This is a genomic window from Paenibacillus sp. OSY-SE (assembly GCF_000283315.1).
GTDB lineage: Bacteria > Bacillota > Bacilli > Paenibacillales > Paenibacillaceae > Paenibacillus_B > Paenibacillus_B profundus.
Window position 1 is genome coordinate 48,051 of record NZ_ALKF01000182.1, and the last position, 25,518, is coordinate 73,568.

24 protein-coding genes and 1 pseudogene are annotated in these 25,518 nt (G+C 50.4%); 20 read left to right on the plus strand and 5 right to left on the minus strand.

What is annotated here, in order from left to right:
* The first annotated feature begins 1 nt into the window (after position 1).
* The 8 genes from A372_RS0114945 (at position 2) to A372_RS0114980 (ending at position 9,197) form a co-directional block, all read left to right on the plus strand.
* Positions 2–982 carry an ABC transporter ATP-binding protein gene (locus A372_RS0114945; protein ID WP_019421673.1) on the plus strand — a complete coding sequence of 327 codons (981 nt, stop codon included), beginning with the start codon at positions 2–4 and terminating at the stop codon, positions 980–982.
* Positions 979–1,941 carry an ABC transporter ATP-binding protein gene (locus A372_RS0114950; protein ID WP_019421674.1) on the plus strand — a complete coding sequence of 321 codons (963 nt, stop codon included), beginning with the start codon at positions 979–981 and terminating at the stop codon, positions 1,939–1,941. Before A372_RS0114945 ends, A372_RS0114950 begins: the two co-directional genes overlap by 4 nt.
* Positions 1,942–2,009: 68 nt before the next feature.
* Positions 2,010–2,957 (plus strand): DUF1177 domain-containing protein, encoded by a 948-nt coding sequence (locus A372_RS0114955; RefSeq protein ID WP_019421675.1) that lies wholly within the window; start codon positions 2,010–2,012, stop codon positions 2,955–2,957.
* A gap of 135 nt (positions 2,958–3,092) precedes the next feature.
* Positions 3,093–3,797 (plus strand): AroM family protein, encoded by a 705-nt coding sequence (locus tag A372_RS0114960; RefSeq protein WP_019421676.1) that lies wholly within the window; start codon positions 3,093–3,095, stop codon positions 3,795–3,797.
* Positions 3,798–4,810: 1,013 nt separating this feature from the next.
* Positions 4,811–5,821: a glycosyltransferase family 2 protein gene (locus A372_RS0114965; RefSeq protein WP_019421677.1), complete on the plus strand. Its 1,011-nt coding sequence runs from the start codon at positions 4,811–4,813 to the stop codon at positions 5,819–5,821.
* On the plus strand, positions 5,818–6,324 hold the full coding sequence (locus A372_RS0114970; RefSeq protein WP_019421678.1) for a GtrA family protein: 507 nt from the start codon (positions 5,818–5,820) through the stop codon (positions 6,322–6,324). The genes A372_RS0114965 and A372_RS0114970 overlap by 4 nt, the downstream gene beginning before the upstream one ends.
* A 77-nt stretch (positions 6,325–6,401) precedes the next feature.
* Positions 6,402–7,823 (plus strand): glycan biosynthesis hexose transferase WsfD, encoded by a 1,422-nt coding sequence (gene wsfD / locus A372_RS0114975; RefSeq protein ID WP_026011089.1) that lies wholly within the window; start codon positions 6,402–6,404, stop codon positions 7,821–7,823.
* A gap of 120 nt (positions 7,824–7,943) precedes the next feature.
* Positions 7,944–9,197, plus strand: a complete 1,254-nt coding sequence (locus A372_RS0114980; RefSeq protein ID WP_019421680.1) for an anaerobic sulfatase maturase — start codon at positions 7,944–7,946, stop codon at positions 9,195–9,197.
* Between the two features lie 75 nt (positions 9,198–9,272).
* On the opposite strand, the gene A372_RS0114985 is transcribed toward A372_RS0114980, so the two are convergent.
* Positions 9,273–9,923, minus strand: coding sequence for a hypothetical protein (locus A372_RS0114985; protein WP_019421681.1), 651 nt, complete (start codon positions 9,921–9,923; stop codon positions 9,273–9,275).
* 165 nt (positions 9,924–10,088) lie between these two features.
* Here A372_RS0114985 and A372_RS0114990 point away from each other — a divergent pair, with 165 nt between their 5' ends.
* The 3 genes from A372_RS0114990 (at position 10,089) to A372_RS0115000 (ending at position 12,606) form a co-directional block, all read left to right on the plus strand.
* On the plus strand, positions 10,089–10,661 hold the full coding sequence (locus A372_RS0114990; RefSeq protein ID WP_019421682.1) for a hypothetical protein: 573 nt from the start codon (positions 10,089–10,091) through the stop codon (positions 10,659–10,661).
* Between the two features lie 33 nt (positions 10,662–10,694).
* Positions 10,695–11,141 carry a MarR family winged helix-turn-helix transcriptional regulator gene (locus tag A372_RS0114995; protein WP_019421683.1) on the plus strand — a complete coding sequence of 149 codons (447 nt, stop codon included), beginning with the start codon at positions 10,695–10,697 and terminating at the stop codon, positions 11,139–11,141.
* Between the two features lie 67 nt (positions 11,142–11,208).
* The gene (locus A372_RS0115000; RefSeq protein WP_019421684.1) at positions 11,209–12,606 is read left to right on the plus strand and encodes an L-cystine transporter; all 1,398 of its coding nucleotides are present in this window, start codon (positions 11,209–11,211) and stop codon (positions 12,604–12,606) included.
* Between the two features lie 92 nt (positions 12,607–12,698).
* Here A372_RS0115000 and A372_RS36415 read toward each other — a convergent pair whose 3' ends face one another.
* Positions 12,699–12,860: a DUF1328 domain-containing protein gene (locus A372_RS36415; RefSeq protein WP_019421685.1), complete on the minus strand. Its 162-nt coding sequence runs from the start codon at positions 12,858–12,860 to the stop codon at positions 12,699–12,701.
* A gap of 202 nt (positions 12,861–13,062) precedes the next feature.
* Here A372_RS36415 and A372_RS0115010 point away from each other — a divergent pair, with 202 nt between their 5' ends.
* The 8 genes and pseudogenes from A372_RS0115010 to A372_RS0115045 all read left to right on the plus strand — a co-directional run bounded on the left by A372_RS0115010 (position 13,063) and on the right by A372_RS0115045 (position 22,538).
* Positions 13,063–13,740, plus strand: a complete 678-nt coding sequence (locus A372_RS0115010; protein ID WP_019421686.1) for a DUF948 domain-containing protein — start codon at positions 13,063–13,065, stop codon at positions 13,738–13,740.
* Between the two features lie 188 nt (positions 13,741–13,928).
* Complete coding sequence (locus A372_RS0115015) at positions 13,929–15,071, plus strand: PP2C family protein-serine/threonine phosphatase (protein ID WP_019421687.1); 1,143 nt, start codon at positions 13,929–13,931, stop codon at positions 15,069–15,071.
* A 61-nt stretch (positions 15,072–15,132) separates the two neighbouring features.
* Entirely contained in the window at positions 15,133–18,558 is a 3,426-nt protein-coding gene (locus A372_RS0115020) for a response regulator (RefSeq protein ID WP_019421688.1), read from the plus strand.
* Between the two features lie 40 nt (positions 18,559–18,598).
* Positions 18,599–19,465 carry a CheR family methyltransferase gene (locus tag A372_RS0115025; RefSeq protein ID WP_019421689.1) on the plus strand — a complete coding sequence of 289 codons (867 nt, stop codon included), beginning with the start codon at positions 18,599–18,601 and terminating at the stop codon, positions 19,463–19,465.
* A gap of 11 nt (positions 19,466–19,476) precedes the next feature.
* A pseudogene (locus A372_RS0115030) lies at positions 19,477–20,688 on the plus strand (ATP-binding protein); the annotation flags it as partial.
* A gap of 277 nt (positions 20,689–20,965) precedes the next feature.
* The gene (locus tag A372_RS0115035) at positions 20,966–21,286 is read left to right on the plus strand and encodes an STAS domain-containing protein (RefSeq protein ID WP_019421691.1); all 321 of its coding nucleotides are present in this window, start codon (positions 20,966–20,968) and stop codon (positions 21,284–21,286) included.
* Between the two features lie 29 nt (positions 21,287–21,315).
* Complete coding sequence (rsbW, locus tag A372_RS0115040; RefSeq protein WP_019421692.1) at positions 21,316–21,774, plus strand: anti-sigma B factor RsbW; 459 nt, start codon at positions 21,316–21,318, stop codon at positions 21,772–21,774.
* Positions 21,771–22,538, plus strand: a complete 768-nt coding sequence (locus A372_RS0115045; RefSeq protein WP_019421693.1) for a sigma-70 family RNA polymerase sigma factor — start codon at positions 21,771–21,773, stop codon at positions 22,536–22,538. Before rsbW ends, A372_RS0115045 begins: the two co-directional genes overlap by 4 nt.
* 70 nt (positions 22,539–22,608) lie before the next feature.
* Here the strand turns inward: A372_RS0115045 and A372_RS0115050 are convergent, their stop codons facing one another.
* From A372_RS0115050 to A372_RS0115060, 3 genes are all read right to left on the minus strand, one after another.
* Positions 22,609–23,049, minus strand: a complete 441-nt coding sequence (locus tag A372_RS0115050) for a hypothetical protein (RefSeq protein WP_019421694.1) — start codon at positions 23,047–23,049, stop codon at positions 22,609–22,611.
* Between the two features lie 13 nt (positions 23,050–23,062).
* On the minus strand, positions 23,063–23,446 hold the full coding sequence (locus A372_RS0115055) for a YtxH domain-containing protein (RefSeq protein ID WP_019421695.1): 384 nt from the start codon (positions 23,444–23,446) through the stop codon (positions 23,063–23,065).
* A gap of 116 nt (positions 23,447–23,562) precedes the next feature.
* On the minus strand, positions 23,563–24,276 hold the full coding sequence (locus A372_RS0115060) for a phosphatase PAP2 family protein (protein WP_157259574.1): 714 nt from the start codon (positions 24,274–24,276) through the stop codon (positions 23,563–23,565).
* Positions 24,277–24,484: 208 nt separating this feature from the next.
* Here A372_RS0115060 and A372_RS0115065 point away from each other — a divergent pair, with 208 nt between their 5' ends.
* On the plus strand, positions 24,485–25,483 hold the full coding sequence (locus tag A372_RS0115065; protein WP_019421697.1) for an asparaginase: 999 nt from the start codon (positions 24,485–24,487) through the stop codon (positions 25,481–25,483).
* Positions 25,484–25,518: the final 35 nt, after the last annotated feature.

Genomic DNA, 25,518 nt, shown 5'->3' on the forward strand with positions numbered 1-25,518 from the left:
GATGGAGCCGGTGCTGGCAGTCGAACAGCTGGAGACGGAATTTGTTACGAACGGGGGCGTCTTCAAGGCGGTGGACGGCGTAAGCTTTCACGTACACCAAGGAGAAACGCTCGGCGTTGTCGGCGAATCGGGCTGCGGCAAGAGTGTAACCTCTTTGTCCATCATGGGGCTTCTACCGAAGAAGATTGGACGGGTGAAGAGCGGGCGCATTCAATTTCATGGAAGCGACCTGCTGGATGTCCCAGAGAAGCAAATGAGGTCCATTCGCGGCAATCGCATCGCAATGATCTTTCAGGAACCTATGACTTCGCTCAATCCGGTATTCCGCATCGGCGATCAGCTGGCAGAGGCCATTCAGCTTCATATGAAGCTGAAGCGCAAGGAGGCGATGCGGCATGCTGTCGAGATGCTGCGCAAGGTCGGTATTCCGCATCCCGAGTCGGTGGCGCAGGAATATCCGCATCAGCTCTCAGGCGGAATGCGACAGCGGGTCATGATTGCGATGGCGATGTCCTGCAATCCCGAGGTGCTGATTGCAGACGAGCCGACGACGGCGCTTGACGTGACGATTCAAGCGCAAATATTGGATTTAATGCGGCAGCTGCAGGAGGAAGAGAAGACGTCAATCCTGCTCATTACGCACGACCTCGGGGTCGTCGCGGAGATGTGCCACCGCGTGGTCGTTATGTACGCGGGGCAGGTCGTAGAGGAGGCGGATGTGGACACGCTGTTTGAATCGCCGCAGCATCCATATACGCAAGGGCTGCTGTCATCGCTCCCGCAGCTTGCCGGAGAGCAGGATCGGCTTGAGTCGATACCCGGTACGGTGCCGAGCCCGCTTAATATGCCGCCAGGTTGCCGTTTCGCGCCACGCTGCAAATACCGAGTGGAAGCGTGCGAGCAGGTGCAGCCTGGGCTGACGGATATGGGCAGCGGGCATCGCTGCCGCTGTCTGCTCGTTGAGAAGGGGGTGGCACGATGACCGCGTTGCTGCAGGTACGCAATCTGAAAAAGCATTACCCGATACGCCAAGGGCTGCTGAACAAGCAAGTCGGTTCCGTGAAGTCGGTGGATGGGTTGAACTTCGATATATACGAAGGGGAGACGTTCGGCATTGTCGGCGAGTCGGGCTGCGGCAAATCGACGACCGGCCGCTCCGTCTTGCGCTTGATTGAACCGACCGAAGGTGAAGTATGGTTCCAAGGGCGCAACCTTATGGAGCTTTCATCGAAGGAACTGCGCCTTCTGCGTCCCGATATGAGCATGATCTTTCAAGATCCTTATGCTTCGCTGAATCCGCGTTGGACCGTTCAGCGCATCTTGGAGGAACCGCTTCAGACGCATCAATCGTTGCGGACGTCGGAGCGCAAGCAGCGCGTGCAGGAGTTGATGGAACGAGTGGGGCTGTCCTCATTTCAAGCGAATCGCTTCCCGCACGAATTTTCCGGAGGCCAGCGTCAGCGTGTCGGCATCGCCCGTGCTTTGGCGCTGAATCCGAAGTTCATCGTCTGCGACGAGCCGGTTTCGGCGCTTGACGTATCGATTCAGTCACAGGTGCTGAATTTGATGCAGGATTTGCAGGAGCAGTCGAAGCTGACCTATATGTTCATTTCTCATGATTTATCCGTCGTCAAGTTTTTGTGTACGCGCGTCGGCGTCATGTATCTCGGCAAGATGGTGGAGCTGGCGCCGAAGCGCAAGCTGTATGCCAATCCGCTGCATCCATATACGAAGGCGCTTATGTCGGCCGTACCCGTGCCGAATCCGAAGGCGAAGAAGGAGCGCATTGTACTGACGGGCGAGGTGCCAAGTGCCAAAAATCCGCCGCAGGGCTGCGCCTTTCATCTCCGTTGCCCGATAGCGACGGAGCACTGCCGCAGTGTACAGCCGGAATGGCGGGAGGCGGATGAAGAACACTGGGTGGCATGCCACAATTTATAATGCCGGGCACAGTCCCGTGCAAGCAAATATAGACATCTATGACATCGAGCTGAAAGGGAGAGAAAATCATGGCTTTACTGCAAACGTTGCAAATATATGAAGCGGTAGACAATGCATTTACATCCGGCGAAGCGGTGAAGGATCTGTTCAAGCCTTACCCGCTTGCTGACGTAAGTGTGCAGCGCGTTCATGGGGAGAAGGGCTTTACAGACTTCATCCGCATCTTCATCCCGGGAACGGAAGGCAAGAGTCAGGGCGGGCAAGCACCGAGCTTCGGTATCGTCGGGCGGCTGGGCGGACTTGGAGCGCGGCCGCAGCGCATCGGCCTAGTCTCCGATGGCGACGGCGCAATTGCGGCGTTGGCGGCTGCGTTGAAGCTCGCCGACATGAGCGGGAAGGGAGACCGGTTAAAGGGGGACGTATACATTACGACCCACGTGTGCCCGGACGCACCGACCTTGCCGCATGAGCCGGTTGACTTCATGGATTCGCCCGTCGATATTGCGACGATGAATGAATACGAGGTGCTGGACGAGATGGAAGCGATTCTGTCGATCGATACGACGAAAGGCAATCGTGTCATCAATCATAAAGGGATCGCCATTTCCCCGACGGTGAAGGAAGGCTACATTTTGCGCGTCAGCGATGATCTGCTTCGCATTATGGAAATGACGACCGGACAGCATCCTGTCACGTTCCCGATTACGATGCAGGACATTACTCCATACGGCAACGGGCTGTATCATATTAACAGCATCTTGCAGCCTTGCGTAACGACCGCTGCGCCAGTCGTCGGCGTCGCGATTACGGCACAGTCGACTGTACCGGGCTGCGGTACAGGAGCCAGCCATGAAGTCGATATTGCGTTGGCTGCGCGCTTCGCGGTGGAGGTAGCCAAGGAATTCACGAATGAAGTCTGTTCCTTCTATAATAAAGGCGAGTTCGAGCACATGTTGAATTTATATGGACCGATGAATGCCCTGCAGACGCTGGGCAGACCGTTAGCGGAGGTCTAGGGCAAAGCGGCCGTTCAACGCTCGGCAATTGGAGTTCAGCATTGGCATTCAGCTTTAAGCATTCTACAGTCGGCATTCGGCGCCAAGCGCCATGTCGTGTCATATAGGCTCATGATGGGGAAAGGAGAGATTCGCATGGAACGAAGCGATAGTCGGCAACGCGTGAAAATAGGGCTCATTACGATAGGTCAAGCACCGCGAACGGATGTGCAGCCGCTAATCGAGCGTTGGTTGGCCCCTTGCGCAGATGTGCTGCAAGTCGGTGTCTTAGACGGTATGACGCTGGCGCAGATTGAACGCGAGCTTGGCCCGAAGCAAGGCGAGTTCGTACTGACGACGCGACTGGTCGACGGTGAAGCTGTCGTCTTGTCCGCGGCGAAAACGGAAGAAGCCATGCAGCGCTTGATAGACGAATGTGAACGGGACGGCTGTCAAGTGATCGTCCTGCTCTGCACCGGAGCGTTCCGCAATCTCGGCACCGAACGGGCCTTGTTGATTGAACCTGAACGTGTGCTGACTCCTGCTATTGCGAAGCTGGCGGGCAGGACTCCGATTGGGCTTATTATTCCGCTTGCGGAGCAGGCAGAGGAGATGCGCCGGAAATGGGGAGCCTTCGACGCAGCGATTACGACTGCGGGGGCTTCCCCCTATACGGCAACGAGCGAGCAGATCGCGGCTGCGGCACAGGAATTGAGAGCTGCAGGCGCCGGAATTATCGTGCTCGATTGCATGGGATACACGTTAGAACACCAACATATCGCCAGAGAGGCAAGCGGATGCTTCGTGCTGCTGTCGAGCAGCTTGCTGTTCAAACTTTTGACTGAGCTATGCGAGCTTTAAATCTCTTATATGTATTAAGTCGGAATACCGTCTGTTGTTTGCCGAGAGCAAGCAGTAGACGGCTTTTTTATATATGGAAGATATCTGCCGACATGGTTTCACTTTTCCACTCCTGGAGAAGGTATGCCCGTTTAAGCCTTTGCCTCACTCTCCCCTCCAATCAGATCAGCAGCAACCCATTCTCCTAAAAACGAGCATGTTTCATAAGATTAGAAAACAAACTGAAAAGATAAATTTTTGTTCTTAGCCAAAAAAACATGATGAGTGGTTTCCGTTCCATGGTCCTTATATCCAATCTCCCATACAGTCAGGAAGGATCACTAGCGTCTGGATTAAGGTACATACCGTTTTCCGTTTCGTATAGACACAATGCGATGAAGCAGCTAATCATGATGAGGGTTAACTTGGCAACGTCCAGAGTCGTCAGTGGGCGTAACGCCTTCTGATAGAGGGGGAGAATGAGGCAAAGGGTCAGATGAATCGAATCCCCTACAGTCTGAACGCACCAACTTCTGATGGAAGGGGAGAATGAGGCAAAAGGTCGGATGAATCGAATCCCCTACAGTGTGAACGCGCCACCTTCTGAAGGAGGGGGAGAATGAGGCAAAGGGTCAGATGAATCGAATCCCCTGCAGTGTGAACGCGCCACCTTCTGAAGGAGGGGGAGAATGAGGCAAAAGGTCGGATGAATCGAATCCCCTACAGTGTGAATGCACCACCTTCTGAAGGAGGGGGAGAATGAAGCAAAGGGTCAGATGAATCGAATCCCCTGCAGTGTGAACGCGCCGCTGAACTAGCGGAATATTTCGTTAATTATGAAGAGTCGATGCCTTGTTATTCGACAGATAGTGCGCCTTTAGGCGACTCTTTCATGAGTCTGAGTAATGGCCAATTGCAACGGTAGAAGGCGGTACAGGTATGAAAGTAACCCTCTTAGTTATAGAATATTATGGAAGATAATTGTATAATAGAGGAAAAAATATTTAATATAGCCTCTATAAAGGAGCTTAGGTATGACATTGCCCATTCTATATATGGTCGTTCCCTGCTATAACGAGGAGGAAGTGCTGCCGCTTTCCATACGAAAGCTGACAGATGCGCTGACTGCGCTCGTCCAGGAACAATTGGTGTCAAGCGAAAGCCGACTGCTGTTTGTTGATGACGGCAGCCGTGATGCTACTTGGATGCACATCGTCGAAGCACGTGAACGGAATCCTTGGGTCAGCGGATTGAAGCTAGCTCGCAATGCCGGTCATCAGAAGGCGCTCTTGGCAGGGCTGATGTATGCGAAGAACTTTGCGGACTGCATCATCTCTTTGGATGCCGATTTGCAGGACGACGTCGCGGCAGTGAGCGCGTTCGTACGTAAATTCCATGAAGGATATGAAGTCGTCTATGGCGTGCGCGAATGCCGGGATTCCGACACATGGTTCAAGCGCTGGAGCGCTGAATCGTTCTATAAGCTGATGCGCCGAATGGGGATTCCGCTCGTATTCAATCATGCCGACTACCGCTTGATGAGTCGGCGCGCGGTGGAACATCTGGGAGAGTTCCACGAAGTCAATCTGTTCCTGCGCGGTATTGTGCCGCTGATAGGCTTTCGTCAGACCGAGGTCACTTACCGGCGCCAAGAGCGGGCGGCAGGAGAATCCAAATACCCGCTGCGCAAGATGCTGTCATTTGCATGGGATGGTGTTACATCCTTCAGTATTAAGCCGATGCGGATCGTAACGATGCTTGGCTTCATCAGTTTGGGGGCGAGCGCAGTTGCGGGAGCGTATTCGCTCATTTCCAAGATAGTGGGACAGACCGTCTCAGGCTGGACGTCCATCATGCTGTCGTTGTGGTTTATCGGAAGCATACAACTGCTGGCGCTCGGCGTCATCGGGGAATATATCGGCAAAATCTATAATGAAGTGAAACGCAGGCCGCCATATATTATTGATATCGTACTGGCGGATAAGCCTGCGGCTGAACAACCGGCTTGGACGGCCACTAGAGCCTGGTCCAATGGGATGCTATGAGGCCGGTATCGCTGCAGTGGGCCCGATTGTTCGGCCGGTATGCCTTGATAGGGGTTATTAATACATGCATTGGGCTTGGTCTCATTTATGTGCTCATGCATGCGGCGGGGTGGAATCACTTCGCGTCTACCTTTGTGGGAAATACAGGGGGAGTGATATGCAGTTACGTGTTGAACCGCAGCTATACATTTCGGTACGAAGGGGCGAGGTTTCGCAGCTTTGTCCGTTTTATTGCAATCGCGATGCTGTGCTATGGGTTCGCTTACATGGTGCTGCATCCGCTCATCGAAATGATGATAGAAGGAGCAGTTCCTTCCCTTGCCGCAGCCTGGCGGGATTCGGCAGTCGTATTGGCAGAGGCTGGAGTATACACCATCACTTCGTTTCTGCTGCACCGCAATATTACGTTTGCCGACAAGCGTCCTGTTCAAGTTAACTCATCGTTCCCATTAGAATCTCATGCTGCGGATGACTATGGGAAGCATCGCAAAGCCGAGCATTAAACTAAATAGAAGTAATTTATAGAAGCAATTTTATGAAGCAAGCAGGAGCATGACTCTAGGGGAGAGTGGGATTGGGAATGAAAAGAATGGATTGGATCACGTGGAGCGCCATCGGAATCGGCGTCGTCCTGCTTGTTTGCATCCTCTTTGCCCCTCCGTTTATCGGGGTGGCCGACAATGGGGATTTTGACCGTATTTTGGGAAGCGGAGGCATATCTCCGCTAAGCGATACTTATTCGTATGAAGACAAATACTTCGGCTACAGCCACTCCAACTATGAATATGGGCCTTTCGCTATCGGATACGTCTCATCGCAAATTCTGTTTGTCTTTATAGCAGGCTTGCTGGGAAGATTGCTCAATCCGGATCACTTTCCGTTGGAAGCGATGGGCATCGTCTATTCGGTGCTGCTATTGCTGACTTTGTTCATCATTGTGCGTTATGCATGCGCCGGCAAGCGTTGGCTGCAAATTACGGTTGCGGCATGCACCTTGTTCATTTTTTTTGATATCGGCTATGTCGCTTATTTTCAGTCATTTTTCGGCGAACCGGTATCGCTTATTTTTTTGCTGCTGTCGACTGCGATTTCGATCGTCTTGGCGGTGCAGAAGAAGCCGGCTTCCTATTGGCTTGCGCTGCTCTTTGGATGCGCCGTCATATTGGCAGCTTCAAAAATTCAGAATGCTCCGATTGGACTTGCGTTTGCACTGTATGCCTTCCGACTGCATCGGAAGCGCCCGGATCGTTCATGGAAACGGCTCATCATAGGCGGTTCCGCCTTCATGATAGCAACGACGGGGCTAATATATGTCTTTGCACCGAAGGAACTTAAGCAAATCAATCTGTATCAAACGATTTTTTTCGGAATTTTAAAAGATTCGCCGCATGTGGCGCAAGATTTGGAGGAGCTCGGCATTCCGCAAAAATATGCGGTACTGGCCGGAACGAACTATTTTCAGACCGATGTGCCCATAAAGCAGGATGCGCCCGAATTGACGGAGCATGTCTATTCCCGGCTTGGACACTTTGATGTGGTCGGCTACTATTTGCGTCATCCTGGACGCATCATTGATAAGCTGGAGGCTGCTTCAAGTCAAGCGACGATGATACGGCCTTATTACTTGGGAAACTATGAGAAGGAGTTGGGCAAGCCGCGGGGCGCAATCTCCTATACGTACAGCTTATGGAGTGAAGGTAAAAAGAAACTTATTCCGAAGCATTTTATTTTTTTTATTATCTTCTTCCTGCTATATTTCGCGGTCATTATAAGAGAATATATACGCAATAAAGCGCGCAGACACGTGCTCGATGTCATGCTGCTCGTGAGTGTGGTCGCCATTTTCTCAGTGGCGGTTCCGCTCGTAGGTGACGGGGAAGCCGATTTGGGCAAGCATTTGTTTTTGTTTAATGTCAGTTTCGACATTATGATAGTGTCGTCTGTCGTCTGGTTGGTCGCTCAGGCCCAACGGTTGTTCGATCGTTCGCCGGAGCTGGAGTGAAATGAGGCTGTGACATCGGTCCTTGTCAAACGAATATTATACGTTTACGGTGAAAGAAATGAAGCATAGAGAGTGTTGCTAGAGCGAACCAAGTTACATCAAGAGGGAGAGATTCGCGAGATGGCTCACGCATGCATGGATCATGTCATACGTTCACCGCAAGGTGTCATGTGGAAGACGGTATCAGAGGATTGCAATCTGGCTTGCGACTATTGCTATTACAGCTCATGTCAAGGTAAACCCGGCTCTACAATTCGCCGGATTGATGACAAAGTATTAGAAACGTTTGTTCAAAAATATATGGCTGTCGCATCAGGTGCAGCTTCTTTTGCCTGGCAAGGGGGCGAGCCATTGCTGGCAGGCAAAGACTTCTTCGAGCGCGTCGTCGCGCTGCAAGCGATGTATGCGCCTCCGCATACGGTAATCAGCAATTCCGTTCAGACCAACGGAACGTTAATCGATGAGGAATGGGCAGCCTTTTTCCGCCGCTACTCCTTTTTGCTCGGTGTAAGCTTGGACGGTCCACAAGCGATTCATGACAAGCGCCGGGTAACCGGATCCGGGGCGGGCTCCTACAAGGCGGTCATGCGAGGCATTGATTACTTGCGGCAGGATGGGGTGGATTTTAACATTTTGACGGTCGTGCATGAAGATAACGTGCATGAGGCGGCAGCGCTCATGCAGTTCTATGCGGAGCAGCAATTTACGCACGTGCAGTTTATCCCATGCATGGACTTCCGTTCGCAGGATGTGGATGCGCCCGGACGTTTTGTGATCACTCCAGAACAATATGGACAATTTTTGTGCGAAGCCTTTGATATTTGGTACAACGAAGGGAATCCGTTATTCTCTGTGCGCATGTTCGACAATGTGCTGCAAGCGGAGGTCGGCATGGAGCCGGAGATGTGCATCCACCGCTCATCTTGTCCGCAGACGCTTATTTTGGAACAGAACGGGGACGCTTATCCGTGTGATTTCTTTATCCATGAGCGGTACAAACTAGGCAATGTCGCCACGGATGAACTGCAGCATATTCTGAACCATCCCGGCTGGAAGCAGTTCCTCCAGATGAAGCAGGATATGCCTGCAGCATGCCGGCAGTGCGAATATGAGCGCTTTTGCCATGGCGGCTGTCCGCGCAACCGCATCGGCCAAGGTTGGGAAATAAACGAGCATACCGATTATTTCTGCGCGAGCTATCGGATGCTGTATGCTTATGCGGCCGAACAAATTCGCCATCTGGGCCGCGTGATTCGCACGCGCGAGCTGGTCCGTTATCAAGCGGCAGGCGGCAAGCTTCCCGGCCGCAACGAGCCTTGTATGTGCGGTAGCGGGCGCAAATTCAAGCAATGCTGCGCGACTCTCTTATCGTGAGGAAAGCCGCTCGATGAACATAGGAAAGGCGATGCCATGCGGCATCGCCTTTCCTGAGAAAATCTATGTTCGTTCCTACCGCTTGATCCAGAGGTCGCCTTTCCATGTCACGACTTGTGCCCACAGCTGGCCTTTACCGTCTTTTTTCTCGTTTTTAATTTTAACGGTTTGCGGGGACAAGGAGCCGACCTTCTTCCCGTTTATCGCATTATATAAGGCCGTTGCTTTCTTCAAAGTGACCTGCTGCACTTGTTGGGCAGGATCGATAATCCAATATTTCCCCTTGTGCGTATTGATTTGGAACCATATGAACCCGGAATCGTCCATACGCTCGCTAATAATATTGGCAGTCTGCGAACCGAGTACGCCAAGGCGATCGCCGTTCGGTGTTTTATAGAAAGCCGTCTTATTCGGAATGATGACGGTTTTGGTCGAAGCATTCGGATCCTTCATCCACGTGTAGCCAACCCATGTATGTATTTTATACCAAGTGATGTTACTGCTGTCCGTCGTCGCTTCTTCAATCCCGACTTTTTGCGGCGCGAGATAGCCGATTCTTTGACCGCCAACGGCTTCATAGAATGCCGTCTTCTGTTTTAAATCCATCGTATCTGTCTGTGCGCTTATTGCCCCCGTCGTATTTCCGGTTTCCGCCGCAAAAGCCGCGGTTGCGGATACCGCACTGAATGCTAACGTCAATGCCATCACTGCAGCCAATTTCTTCATTATTGAATTCTCCTCTCTCATGGTTATACAATGGTATAGTTTACAATTCTCAAGTGTGTCCGAAATTGCGCGCATTTCTTTCGTTCACTTGCTTGTACACTATGTAACCGCGCTCAACCAGGATGAAACAGCGTTTAGAAATTTTTAGGGAAAGGATGGGGGAGAATGAGAAAGCTAGGAAAGTGGTTGTTGAGAGTGCTGGCCTTCCTCCTTATTTTATTCATTATTATCGTGCTTGCGGCTTATTTCTATATTCGTCCGGGCGAGCCGATAGGCTGGCCGCCGAAGGTCGAAGTTACCTTAATGGAACGATTGGAGCAAATGGTGCACAATCGCTCGCTGCGCTTGCAGCTGAAGGAAGATGAGATCAATGCGTTGGGGGCTGAGTTTATGGAGACGACGGAGCCATATCGGACCTACAAACAGAAATGGAATATTACCGGGATGCGCATGCGGCTAGATAATGATGCCATGAACATTGACGTTCAGGCAGAAGCATTTGCCGGCGTGCAAGCCGGAGTGAGGGTCTCTTACAAGCTAGAGTGGAATGAAAGCACGCAGACGATTCGGGCCATACCCGAAGGAACGCATGTCAAAGCGCTGACCGTTCCCCAGTCGTGGCTTAAGCTCAAGCCGCTGGAATTCCCGCTCGCATCCCAGCTTCCGGCTTGGGTTAAAATTAAGCATGTCGAGTTCACTGCAGACGGTTGGTGGCTGACATTAGGGTTAAAGCTGTAATCATATTTAATGATGTAGGAGAGTGACGTATCCATGCCTAATCGGGAGGAACTGCTGCAGCTGCAGACGAACTTCCGCTCCATGCTGCGCCGCATGCGCATGCAGTGGGATCAGCATTTGGATTCGACTTTGAATCCGACTCAATTCGCTGTCCTCGAACGGCTATATCGACATGGAGCCTTGAAAGTGACCGAAGTGGCCAATGAGCTCTGCTTAACACCGGGAGCGGTGACCGGTATAACTTATAAATTGATGGAAATGAATTATGTAATTCGAAAAGGCGATACGATGGATAGACGCATCAATTATTTGGAGCTGACGGAAGAAGGGCGCAAGCGGGTTATTGAGGTGTCTGCCCAGCGCGAGCAGTTGTTTGTCCGGTTCTTTGAAGGCGTTCCGGATGAGGAGCTGCGTCATTTCATGAATGTATGCAAACAAGTAAATCAAAATTTGGATGAATTTAAACAGAATGGGCAGTAATAATAACGCTGCGTAACTGGAACGACCATCGCATTCAGACCATTGACGGATGAAGGAGTGAAACGCTATGACGGACGGATGGTGGATAGGGCTTCATCTTGTAATCATAATAGCCTTCATCATCGTGCTGTATCTTATGCAGAGGAAGCATACTTCCTTCACGAAGCGGGTATTTGCCGGCTTGGGACTCGGGATCGCTTACGGTGCAGTACTGCAATGGCTGCATGGTGTCGATCATGCCGTAGTCCATACGGTGAACGATTGGTTCGACATTGTCGGCGGCGGATATGTGCGATTGCTCCAGATGGTCGTTATTCCGCTTATTATAGTGTCCATCATATCTGCCATTCTGAATGTTACTACCAAAGCAGGCGTAGGGAAGATGAGCGCCGTCATTATCGGCATATTAATCGGGACCACTGCGATTGCCGCCGCTGTCGGAATTGCCTCGGCGCTGGTGTTTGACTTATCGGCTGTCGATATCGAAGCGGGGAAGCAGGAGTTGGACCGCGGCAATTTTCTGGACAGCAAATTGGGCGAAGTCAGCGAGATGACGATTCCGAAGCAGGTGCTGGAATTTATTCCGGCCAACCCGTTTCTCGATATGACCGGAGCCAGACAGACATCGACGATTGCCGTCGTGATTTTTGCGGCGTTTACGGGTATTGCCGCATTGGGCGTAGCCCGGAAGAAGCCCGAACATGGAGCCATGTTCAAATCGATGATAGATGCGCTCCACGCGATTGTGATGCGAATGGTATCCATCGTGCTTCGTCTCACTCCTTACGGTGTGTTAGCCTTAATGACACGGGTCGTATCCACGACGACTCCGGCTGAAATTTTAAAACTAGGAGAATTCGTGCTTGCTTCTTATGTCGCGCTGCTCGTCATGTTCGGTATCCATCTGCTGTTAATGGCATTGTCGGGAGTATCCCCAATTCGCTATGTGAAAGGGGCGCTGCCGGCATTGGTGTTCGCATTTACGTCGCGGACTAGCGCCGGCTCTATCCCGATTAATGTCGATACGCAGGTAGGGCGGCTCGGCGTCCCCGAGAGCTTTGCCAATTTCAGCGCTTCGTTCGGCGCGTCCATGGGACAGAACGGGTGCGCCGGCATTTATCCGGCCATGCTTGCCGTCATGATCGCACCGACCGTCGGAATCGACCCGGCCACCCCTGGATTTCTGCTGCAGCTTGTTGCCGTCGTCGCCGTCAGTTCCTTCGGTGTGGCTGGTGTTGGCGGTGGTGCGACCTTCGCAGCGCTTATCGTGCTGTCCTCCATGAACTTGCCTGTCGCTCTGGCTGGATTGCTCATCTCCGTAGAGCCGCTCATCGACATGGGGCGCACCGCTCTGAACGTAAATGGTTCAATGACGGCAGGCGTACTGTCATCCCGTTGGCTTGGCCAGTGGGATAAGGATCGATTTCTTCATCAGAAAGCCAATACTCAAGACGATATCGCGTAACGAAAAAACGATTCGCTTTCCTTAACGGGAAAAACGAATCGTTTTTTTTGTTGTATATGGATGGAAATCATAGTATCGTCTCGATTCATCTGCTATGATACTTTACGACCGGTAATGAGGGAAATTACAAACAGGATCAAGAATAAGAAGAACAGAAATTTCGCAATGGACGCCGCAGCCTCGACAATGCCGAAAAAGCCAAAAACTCCTGCAATAATCGCAATAATTAAGAAAATGACGGACCATCGTAACATTGTAATCCTCTCCTTTGTTTGGTGATATTATGAATTACGGATACATAACCGGACTGTACGCAGCATGAAACAATTATCGCAGCTTGTTTCGCGCGAATCGGCAACGGGTACTTATAGATGATTCTTTCAACTTCTGTAAGCAATTATCCGATAAGAAATGAATGCAAGTAGATATAACACTTTCTGAAAGGCGGAGATTTTCATGTTAGTAGGAATAAGCTCATTAATAGCGGCCATCGCTTTTGTCGTATTGGTCGTATTTCTCATCCAGACGCTGCAGTCCGCGAAGCTGTCGCTCGATCGGGCGGCCAAGACGTTGGAAGAAGTGCAGCATACGGTAGAATTACTAAGCGGCGATTTACAGGCAATTACGAAAAACGCGAATCATGTCACAACGGAACTGTCCGAGCAAATGAAAAAAATAGAGCCAGTCGTTGATTCGGTTCAGCATGCAGGTGAGGCGTTGAACGAAATTACGTTGGCTGCGAAGCAAATCTCTGTCGGATTGGTAAACGGCGTGCGCAAAGCCGCTGTCCGGTTCGAGCGCAAACCAAGCACTGCAGCAGCACCTGCTGAGAAGCGTGAATCGAAGCCCGAGCCTGCTCTACAGGACAGGCACGGAGCAATGTCAGCGAGCCAGGCGCCAGTACAGGCTCCGACATCTAGCGTGCCTCTGAGTGATGCACAGCCGAATCATCGTGTTGCGCCAGCTAGTCTGGTACCTGCCGAGACTGCCGAGACACCTGCGGAGGTTGGACAGCAAGCGGCATTGCAGGCGCAGGCCAATCAAGTGCAAGGAGCGGATAACAACCGCCAAGATTGGCGCGCATGGGTAGATCTCGGTACGAAGGCGTGGCAGTTGTGGAGACAAGGAAACTAGACAATGAGCCGGTTAAGCGATATCGTTAGCCGGCTTTCGTTTTTCCCTAAATATGGCCATTTTCTGTTAAAATCTTAAATATTAATGCGAAAGCGCGTTTTTTTCCGGTATAGTGGTAATTAGGTTTTTTTTTTGTGTACGGTTATGGTGCGCGACATCAAATAAATTGGAGAAGGGAGGAGAGTATGATGAATGTTCTCGTTGTGGATGACAACCCAACGAATGTCATGCTCATTCGCGAAATCTTGCGCAAAGCAGGGTATAACGGGATTCAGACTGCTGCCTCTGCTCGTGAAATGTATAATGTTTTAGGTATGGAGGGACCGTTAGGACCCTTAAAAGTGCCTGATATCGATTTGATTCTATTAGATATGATGATGCCTGAAATAGACGGCTTGGAAGCTTGCCGTACGATTCAGCAGTATTCGGAGCTAAGAGATATTCCTATTATTATCGTCACAGCGATCGGCGACTCTCATATGCTGGCCGAAGCGCTAGATGCGGGAGCGGTTGACTATGTGACGAAGCCGATCAACCGCATCGAGCTGTTGGCGCGCATCCGGCTGGCGCTGCGCTTGAAGCGAGAGAAAGATTGGCATAAAGAACGCGATCGGCACATTCGCGAGGAGCTCCGGCTTGCCGCCAAAGTGCAGACTTCAGTATTAACGGAACCGTTCCATGACGATCACATCACGATAGATGCGCTCTATCAGCCTTCTGAAGAGCTTGCGGGCGATTTATATGCATGGTTCCCGCTAGGTCAGGGCCGTTATGGCATTATCATTATTGATATGATGGGACACGGCGTTTCTTCGGCGCTGCTGTGCATGTTCATTGCTTCCGTGCTTCGTGATGCGGTGATGCAGATCGAACAGCCGGATCTTGTCCTGAAACGGTTGAATACGAAATTTCATCAGCTTCATATGAATGGGAATTTAATGCTCTATTATATGACGGCGCTATATGTGGTCGTCGATACGAACAAGCAATGCATTCAGTATGCAAATGCGGGTCATCCGCCGGGAATCGTCATGATGGAGGATGGCCACATGATCGCCCTTGAATCGACAGGGTATCCAGTCGGCATGTTCCCTGAATTGGAAGTAGAGACGCATGAGGTGCCGTGCAAATCGCGTGCGCGCATGGCATTATACACGGACGGGTTGATGGAAGCGGCAGGAGATACCGTGGAGACAGCGATGAAACGGATGGCGCAACTGCTGAAGCAAGAGTCGTCGTTTCAGTCGAAGGCGTGGAATGAGCTGTTTCATCCATCGTCAGACATCGACAGCAAAGATGACAAATGTCTTATCTGGGTGGACGTCCATTGATTATAGAGGTTGTTGAAAAGTGACCTTTTTGAACACGCAATAATAGAGGGAGGAACGGACGTTGAAGATACGAACGAAGCTAATACTCGGATTCGTCTTGTTCATAGTCATCATTTCTTCATTAGGTTCGGTGTCGTATGTTCGGATGAGCAGCTTGAAGCAAGACCTGGATCGCTTCTATTCGGACAACTTCCGCAAGGTCGAATTGGCTTTCAACGTGCGGGATGATGCGAACAACATCGCCCGCGGGATCGTCACGGATCTGTTGAATCCGGATTATGGAGCCCCTGAAGCGCAGGACAAAATCGATGAGGAATTGCAAACTCGCGAGAAGATTATGAATTCTCTAGAGGAATTGGACGAGAAGATGATAAGTCCGCAAGAGCGTCAATTGATGGATAAGGCGAAGCGGGATTGGAAAAGATTCGACGAGTATGTTGCCCAAGCCGTGAACTTAAGTGAAGATGACCGCTATGAGGAAGCGAACAAGCTTCGCAACAAGGTTGGCTTGGATTATCAGAAAAACTTGTTGAACAGCCTGAACGATTTAGCACATTATCATGAAACGAAAATCAATGAACAAGTATTGAGCGCAACCAAAAACTATGAAAATGCCGTCAGTTGGACGGTGGGCATTATGGTGCTCGGACTCATCATTACTTGCGGTGTAATGCTGTGGGTTATTCCGGGCGTGATGCGGAATTTGAACACGATGTCACTTATGGTGCGCAGTCTGGCTCGCGGCAGATTACGAGTCATTCGCAAGCTCAAGCCGCACACGAGTGACGAAATCGGAGAAGTCATTAACGTGTTCAAACAGATGGCGGAAGATATCGAAGCGCGTAAGCTTAGCGAAGAGCAGTATCGGAAATCGCAAGAGGAGGAAGCGTGGGTCGACGGGAATATTGCCCGCGTCACGGAACTCTTGAATGGCGCCACGACGCTCAATCAAGTCGGACAGACCTTCGTCAGCGAATTCGTTCCGACGCTCGGAGCGCAATACGGGACTTTGTTTATTCGCGATGAATTGAAAAATCCAAAGCGATTCCAATTGTTCGGCACCTATGCTGCCAGCGACGACTTGGATGCGGATCAGCAATTTATGATCGGGGAAGGCTTGAACGGGCAGTGTGCGGCCGATGAGAACCCGATTATCGTGCGTGATATGAAGGACTGCTCGATTCGAATCCAATCGGGAATATGCCAATCGCAACCGATTGAGCTGATCCTTTACCCAATTAAGTTCGAACGCCGTGTCGTCGGGGTGCTGGAGCTCGCCTCCCTGCAGTCCATGACTGACTTGCAATATCGATTGTTGGAACAGCTGGCCACGAACCTGGGGGTCATTATCCATACGATTAACGGCCGCTTGCGTGTTGAGGAGCTGCTGCGCGAATCTCAGGCGTTAACCGAAGAACTGCAATGTCAATCGGAAGAGTTAATGACGCAGCAAGAAGAGATGCGCCGTTCGAACGAGCATCTGGAATCTCAGACAGAGGCATTGAAGCGTTCGGAGGAAATGCTGCAGCGTCAGCAGGAGGAGCTGGAGCATTATAATACAGAGCTCATCGCCAAGACGCGTGCTCTGGAAGAACAGATGCTGACGACCCAAGAGAAAAATGAAGAGCTGGAACGCACGCGCACGACGCTTGAACGTCAAACGCTGCAGTTGGCTTTGTCATCGAAGTACAAATCTGAGTTTTTGGCCAACATGTCGCATGAGCTGCGCACGCCGCTCAACAGTCTTCTGGTGCTGTCACAGCTGCTGTCTGAAAATAAAGAGGGCAACCTGCAGGATAAGCAAGTGGAGTACGCCCGCACCATTCATATGTCAGGCTCGGATCTGCTGAAAATGATCGATGAAATATTGGATCTATCCAAGATTGATGCCGGCAAGATGAAGTTGAATTTTGAAGAGGTCTATTTAGGAGAGCTTGGCTCCTTTATGCATGACAGCTTTGCAACAATAGCAGCGCAGAAGGGGCTCCGTTTTGAAGTGAACATCGAGGACGGCTTGCCGGACAGCTTCATCACGGATGGGCATCGCGTGAAGCAAGTCGTGCGGAATTTGCTGGGGAACGCCTTTAAATTTACGAACGAAGGTGCGGTGAAGCTGGACATTGTGCAAGCATCGGCAGAGGAGCTGCCTGCCCACTTGAGAGAGACAGGCCAAAACTATATGGCCTTGCGTGTAACGGATACCGGCATCGGCATTCCGAAGGACAAGCAGGCGCTCATCTTTGAGGCATTCCAGCAATTGGACGGCACGACAAGCCGGAAATACGGCGGTGCCGGCTTAGGCCTGTCTATCAGCCGCGAGCTTGCGCGACTGCTGGGCGGCAGACTGCATGTCGAGAGTCATGAGTACGAGGGAAGCATATTCACATTCTATGTTCCGCTCAAGACTGCTCAGCAAGCGGCTGCCGAAGCTGGTACGCCGCCTCTGTCGGACGCGTCCGCGAAGCAGGACGCAGCAGGGGCATCGGCGTTACCGAAGGGGCAACGAGAGGCGCAGCATGCGGCTGAGCAAGAGGCTGGACTGGCTGCATCAGCCAAGAAGCGCGCTTCCCGCCATGGCAGTGATTCGAAGGAAGTGCTGCACATGGCATGGGATGAGGCGATCAAGCAGGAGGTTGCTGCCGCTCATGAGAGTGAATCCAGCCGCTCCTGGCCATTTGAACGCACACGGAGGCTGCTCATTGTAGAGGATGACGGCCCCCAGCGGCAATCGCTCATTGCCTTGATTGAAGGTGTCGACGTATCGGTGACCGCCGTGTCGACTGGCACCGAGGCGCTGAAGCAGTTAGCTGATCGCAAATTTGACGGTATGGTGCTTGATTTGCTGCTTCCGGATATGACTGGCTTCGAGCTCATGGATCACATCAGCCGCAATCCCCAGCTTAGACGGGTTCCTATCATCGTTTACACTGGCAAGCTGCTGGATGCGAAGGAAGAGACGGAGCTGAAGAAGCGTACGCAGAGCATCATCATTAAAGACGTAAAATCGGCAGAGCGTCTGCTGCAAGAGACAATGCTGCTGTTGAACCGCATAGATGCGAACGACGCTGATGAGGATACGTACGGGCATGGACATACGTCCAATGACGAGCTGTTGTCAGGCAAACGCGTGCTGCTGGTCGATGATGATGTCCGCAATGTATTTGCGCTGTCAAGCGCGCTGGAGCAATACGATATGGATATCGTGTATGCGGAAAATGGGCGTGAAGCGCTCGAAGCATTGGGCGAGCATGCCGATTTCGACCTTATTTTGATGGATATGATGATGCCAGAAATGGACGGCTATGAAGCAATGCGCCGCATTCGGGAGATACCGCAGTTCGAGAAGCTGCCGATTATCGCGCTGACGGCGAAGGCGATGAAGGAAGACCGCAACAAATGCATTGAAGCCGGAGCATCGGACTACGTAAGCAAACCGTTCCAAACAGAGCAGTTGCTTTCGCTCATGCGCGTCTGGCTGTATAAATAAGGGGATCATTATTAACTGATATGAAGGAGCAAGGATGGACATGAACGGTAACAGCCTCGGTTTACACGATGACAAGAGACGGCCTCAAGATACTGACCGAGAACGAATTGAAATCGAACTGTTACTTGAAGGGGTTTTTCGGGTATATGGTTATGACTTCCGAGATTATGCCTATCCTTCGCTCAAGAGACGAATATGGCATCAAGTGTTCTTCGAACAAGTGGATACGATATCGGAGCTGCAGAGCCGCGTCTTGCACGAACGGGACTGCTTGCAGCGGCTAGTGCACAGCTTATCGATTCCGGTGACGGAAATGTTCCGTGATCCATCCATGTTTAAGGCGTTTCGCCAGCAGGTCGTCCCGTTGCTGCGCACGTACCCTTACATTCGGATTTGGCACGCGGGATGTTCGACTGGGGAAGAAGTATATTCCATGGCAATCTTGCTGCATGAAGAAGGCTTGTATGAAAAAGCTAGACTATATGCGACAGATATGAATTCGCGCTCGCTGCACCAGGCAAAAGAAGGCATTTGTCCGTTGGACAAAATGAAAGTGTACACGAAAAATTATATGGAAGCGGGAGGCACGAGTTCGTTCTCGGAGTACTACACCGCTTCCGGCGATGGCGTGGTCATTCATCCTTACTTGCGCAAAAACATTATTTTTGCGGAGCATAACTTAGCAACAGATCGTTCTTTTAATGAATTTAACGTTATTCTATGTCGGAATGTCATGATTTACTTTAATGAACCGTTACGCAATCGCGTTCATCAACTGTTCTACGAAAGCTTGGCGCCGCTTGGCGTGCTTATTGTCGGTTCGAAGGAATCCTTGCACTTCACCGAACGTGAATCTCAGTATGAGGAAGTGGAGCGCAACGAGAAGATTTATCGCAAAATTCGGTAGGAGGTATTGTGATGGCTACATTGGAGCCGATAAATATCCTGCTCGTCGATGACCGACCAGAGAACTTGTTAGCGCTCGAAGCTGTACTATCCGAGGAGAGCTACCGTTTAGTGAAAGCAACCTCCGGCGAAGAAGCGCTGCGGCATCTGATGAAAGAAGAGTTTGCTGTCATCGTGCTTGACGTTCAAATGCCGGGGATGGACGGGATTGAAACGGCAAAGTGGATTAAGGCGCGCGACAAAACAAAAAACATTCCGATTATTTTCGTGTCTGCAAACTATAAGGAAACCGAGCATCTGTTCGCTGGTTATTCTGCCGGCGGCGTGGATTATATGGTTAAGCCCTTTGTCCCGCATATTCTGAAATCGAAAATTCATAGCTTTGTCGGCATGTTTCAGGCGCAAAAAAGGCTGCAGGCCCAAAAGATGTTGCTTCATCAGAAGACGCATGAATTGGAGCGAATGAACCGGGAATTGGCGGCTGCCAAAGAAGCGGCGGAACGGGCGGCCTTGGCACGAACTCAATTTCTAGCTATGATGAGCCATGAAATTCGCACTCCGATGAACGGGGTCTTAGGCATGGTGGACTTATTGCTTGATACAGAATTGTCGCCGGACCAAGGCAATTATGCTGAATTGATTCGCAAGAGCGCGGATTCGCTCATACGGACGATTAATAATATTTTGGATTTCACGAAGATGGAGTCAGGCAAACTAGAGCTGGAAGAATTCCCGTTCGATTGCTCTGCTTTGGTGACCGAAGTGTACGAATTATTTACAGCAGAGGCAGGCAAACGGGACTTGAAGCTTGCTTATTCGTTGGAACCAGACGTACCGAGCTGTCTATATGGAGATATGCTGCGTTTGCGGCAGGTTCTCATTAACCTTGTAGGAAATGCTGTGAAATTTACGGATGCGGGTGAAGTAAACATCCATATTTCTGTCTTGCAATCAATGCGGAATGGAACCGACGAGATGCATCGGATTCAGTTCGAGGTAAAAGATACGGGTATCGGCATTCCGTCTGATAAAATGGGCGGGTTATTTCAGCCCTTCGCACAATTGGATTCTTCCATGAACCGGAAATACGGCGGAAGCGGATTGGGACTTGCGATTTGCAAATCACTTGTCCAGTTAATGGATGGTGATATTCGCACCGTACCGGCAGAGGAAGGCGCTTTGTTTATTTTTGACGTCTGGCTTCGAGGCTATTATGAACAAAATTAGTAATAGTGCGTGTTCAAAAAGGTCGGTTTTCAGCACCAAGAAGGTTGTAGGAACCCGAAGAAAGAGCAGCGCAGTGTAGGCGAGACTACATGAGCAGCGGACTTCGAGAGTGAATGCAAGATTCGATGCCGAGTTACTTTCTGAGTGACTTCGTGATCAAAAGCGGACTTTTTGAACAACCTCTAAAATAGTGCGTGTTTAAAAAGATGTTTCGCGTGAAGCGTTTAAGGTTATTTACCTGTAAGCATCATACCTACACATAGGAGAGGAAAATATGAGCGGAAATAAATTTTCGGTAACGACACAACAAGATAACGATAAAGTGGTTGTACAATTACAGGGCGATTTGGACCTGGCGGCAGCTAAAGAGTTCCGCGCATTTATGGGGCCTATCGTTGACGATGCGGCCATTGATTTAGCGCTTGATTTAGAACAACTTACTTATATTGACAGCACAGGGATTGGCATTTTGATATCGATACTGAAAATGCGTCATGAACAGCAAGCCTCGTTTACGATTGTGAATGTGCCGCCGCATGTGCAGAAGCTGTTCGACATGACGGGGATTTCGAAGTTTTTAACTCCGAACGCTTAAATCTAACATATTACGAAAGGGAATGGATCATGGATAAGGAAAGAGCGCTGAAGCGTGTTAAATTAGCATTGCCAGCCCAAGCTGAATACGTTGAACTGGCCCGTCTTGCACTGTATGGAATTGCGAGCCGCATTGGATTTTCTTATGAAGAGATTGAAGACATGAAGGTCGCTATTTCAGAAGCCTGCAATAACGCAGTGCTGTATGCATATGATTCACCTGGCGGAATGGTCGAAATATTATTTGAAGTGAACGACGACGAAATTGGAATCGTCATCCAAGATGAAGGAAGCAGCTTTGACGCAGAACGCAAGACAAGCAGCTTGGCAGGCTGGCACGAGAAGAGCCTCGATGAGGTACAAGCAGGGGGGCTAGGGTTTTATTTAATGCAGGCCTTGATGGATGAGGTGGAAGTCATGAGCGTGGAAGGGCGCGGTACCGTTGTCAAGATGAAAAAACGATTGCAAACAAGCGGAGAGCTTATATGAGGGCTGAATCCCATGGCGCAATGGAACATGCCAATGATCTTATTCATCAATATCAGGACACGAAAGACAACGATATCGCCACCATCCTAATCAAGAAGTACGAACCCATGATTAAAATGGCAGCCGGTAAAATTTCCCGTAATCGCCCCGACTTGTTTGAGGATTTGATGCAGGTCGGCAATATGGCGCTTATCCGCTTGCTGCAGCAGTTTGACAGTTCTTTGGGTGTACCGTTCGAAGCGTATGCGATGAAGAGTATGATCGGCCATATGAAAAATTTTCTGCGTGATAAATCATGGTACATTCAAGTACCGCGCCGGATTAAAGAAAAAGGAGCGCTCGTCCAGCAGACGATTGATGAGTTGACTGTACAGTTGGAGCGTTCACCGAACGTCGAAGAAATCGCAGCGAAGCTCGAACTTACCGTAGAAGAAACGGTGGAAGTATTGGCCGGACGTGAATGCTATCATTATATTTCTTTAGATACGCCGCTGTCTCAAGATGAGAGCGCGGCAACGTTAGGAGAACTTATTAGTTCGGATACGGATGACTATAAAGCGGTGGAGCGCAAGATGGACTTGACAGAGGCCATGAAAGCGCTAAAGCCGGAAGAACAGCAGGTGCTATCATTGGTTTTTGATGAAGGTCTGTCGCAGCGCGCCGCAGCTGAGCGATTGGGTGTATCGCAAATGAGCGTGTCCCGCATACAGCGGCGGGCGACTGATAAATTAAGGCAGATTCTCACTTCACAAGACCATACCTAAACATAATGAAGATGCTTTTCCTCATGAGGTTCTAGGGCAAGCATCTTCATTATGTTTAACTGTTGGAGGTCTATTGGGTCTTCGTCTGCACCTTCTTAATGTCTTCGCCAAGCTGCTTAACTGCTTGCTCATTCGGTGCCATCGTGTTCAGCGTATCTGCAGGGCTCTCTGTCGCAGCCGCCGCTTCATGACACGCGATTCCAAGCTCGCTCGCTAACTTAGAACATAGCGCTTGCAAAATATTGGCTGCCTTGTGCTCCAGAAATGAAGGTACGGGATGAAGGCCTGAAAAGCCCGCATTAACGGTGTCAATGCGCAAATCCCCGTTGGCGAGCTTAGCGGCCGGAACCGTAAACATGTGGCTGGCACGGTCTTTATCCAGCTGTTCATTGACGAGTCCCAATACGAATACGACTTGTTCACTGCACTGTATACCGGTGAAGCCGTGCTGCAAAAACAATTTGCGCACGGCTTCAGCTTGAGCGGAAACAGGGGGTGGTATGGCTGTCATGTAATCCCTCCCGTTATACTTCTTCTTTCAATTGAGCTGCAACTTCTTCCGCAACATCAGCGGATGCTTCTTTCAGCTCATTCGCGGTGCTAGTCACTGAATCTTTGACGCTGGCAGCCAATTGCTGAGAGGCGTCTTTCACACCGCATACGACGGCTTCAGCTTTAGCTCCGACTGTCTTCACTACTTCTGAAGTGCGTGTACCCAAGTCGCAAGCGATTTCTTTTGTTTTGCCGCCAACGACCTGAGCTTTTTCGCCCAAATCCGAACGTAATTCACGGCCTGATTTTGGAGCGAGCAGCAAAGCGGCCGCTGCGCCGAGAAGACCGCCGACGACAAGACCTTTTACGAATGTTCCACCTGCGCAATTGTTATTGTTTTCTGTATTTTGACTCATGACCATCTCTCCTTTTAACCTATTTCTTTATATTGCTTTAAGGAGGATTACACCTATTTATGCAATTTGAAACAGCATTGTGTTGAAAATATAGAGTTTCATGCTGCAAATCGTCATTATGATGTAATCGAATTGCCTCCCCTGCCTTTGAGCCATTGCATTGCATAAATGCAAGCAAGTAACCAAGCTGCTCCTGCAGCGTAACCGGCTATAACATCCGTTACGAAGTGTACGCCTAAATAAATGCGGCTTAGTCCAATGCAGACGATGAGCAGCAGGGTCAGCACAAGCACGTAAGCCGCAGGCTTGCCTTGCTCCTTCAAGTGCAGCCATATAATGTAGCCAAGCATGCCGTAGAAAGACATGCTGACCATGGAATGTCCGCTTGGGAAGCTGTAGCCGCTCGCCTGCACCCAGTGCTCCCAATCCGCCGGCCGCGCCCTTTGAATCAGATGCTTCATTACTTCATTAAACAACGAACTGCCGATAAGCGCAATGAAAAGGCTCATCGCATCCCACCGTCGCTTGAGTATGAATGCCAAAACGGCAGCTAATACGAGAGCAATCGGTATAATAATATGACTGGAAGCCAGATGTGTAATAATGGTAACGAACTCCGTAAATGAAGGAGAAGCCACGGAACGTACCGTATCGGTAACAGCCAGATCGAACTTATGGAAGCTGTCGCTCATTACGCCTCTTGTAAGGATGAAGAGAACAATAACCAATGCGGGCACGGTTATAATTCCCCATAACAGATTTAACGTGAACTTTGCTGTCGGTTTAGCAGCAGAAGAAGAGGACTGAAATTGATTTTTAGATATTGTCATTGCTTCTCCTTTAGGTGTATGGTAGAAAAGGAACAATCGCAATTCAAGAAGCGCATGGAAGCACAACATGAAATTTTGGTAAATATATATATGCATACCATATTACCATAGATGGATGCAACCTTATGTAATATAAGCAGGTGCTGCAAGAAAGAGGTATAATTTACGATGCTGGTTCCATTTGGATGGCAAAAAGGAGAAAGTCGAGATGCATGAACAGTTAGTAGTAGAGACTCGGAACGGTTGGCTTGAATGCGAGCATAGGGGCTCCATTTGCGGTATCGATCGGAATTTACATATTTCTTATGCGCTTGGGGATATTCAGTCTCCGATGTTCTTGCGTTCGGCGGGCAAACCTCTGCAGGCGATCCCTGTCGTGCGGAATGGAGTGCTGGAACACTATGGGCTCGATGACAAGGAATTAGCGCTCATGACCGCATCTCATCGCGGGGAGTCGTATCATATTGAGACGATGGAGCACATCATGGAGCAGAGCGGGCTCGAAGAAGACCGGCTAATCTGCAATCCGTCCTACCCGTTGAACGAAGAGGCGAAGGAACTGCTTCTGCGTGCGGGCGGACAGCGGCGAAGAGCGTATCATAACTGTGCTGGCAAGCATTTCGGCGTGCTCGCCTGGAGCAAGATGATGAATTGGGATTTGGGGACGTATACCGAGCCTGATCATCCAGCACAGGTGGAGATTGCACGTACGCTGTCGGAGATGTCGAACATGTCGTGCGAACAGATGCGGGCGGGTACCGATGGGTGCGGATTCCCCGTCTATGCGCTGCCGTTGCCAGGCATTGCAACCGCTTATTTGAAGCTCGCTTGTCCCGAGCTGATTGAAGATGCAGATACCCGGCGAGCGGTCACTCGGATAAGAAAGGCGATGCAGCGTTACCCTCTTCTCGTCGGTGGAACGCAACGAATCGATTCCATCTTAATGGAGGATGACAATATTATTGCCAAGGGCGGATTCAAAGGCATATTCGCTTTTGCTCTGCGCAGCGAAGGATTGGGCTTCGCCTTCAAGGTGGCAGACGGTTCGGACGAAGAGTGGGCTCTCATTGTTGCTTCGATATTAGAGCAGATCGGATATGAGCGCACGGAGACGATCGAGAGCATTCGCCGGCAGTTTCCAGAAACGCTGACCAATGATAACGGGAAGACGGTAGGCGCGCAGAAAGCTGTGTTTACGTTCAATTGATATACATCATAACTTTACATCACATTGGATGAGGT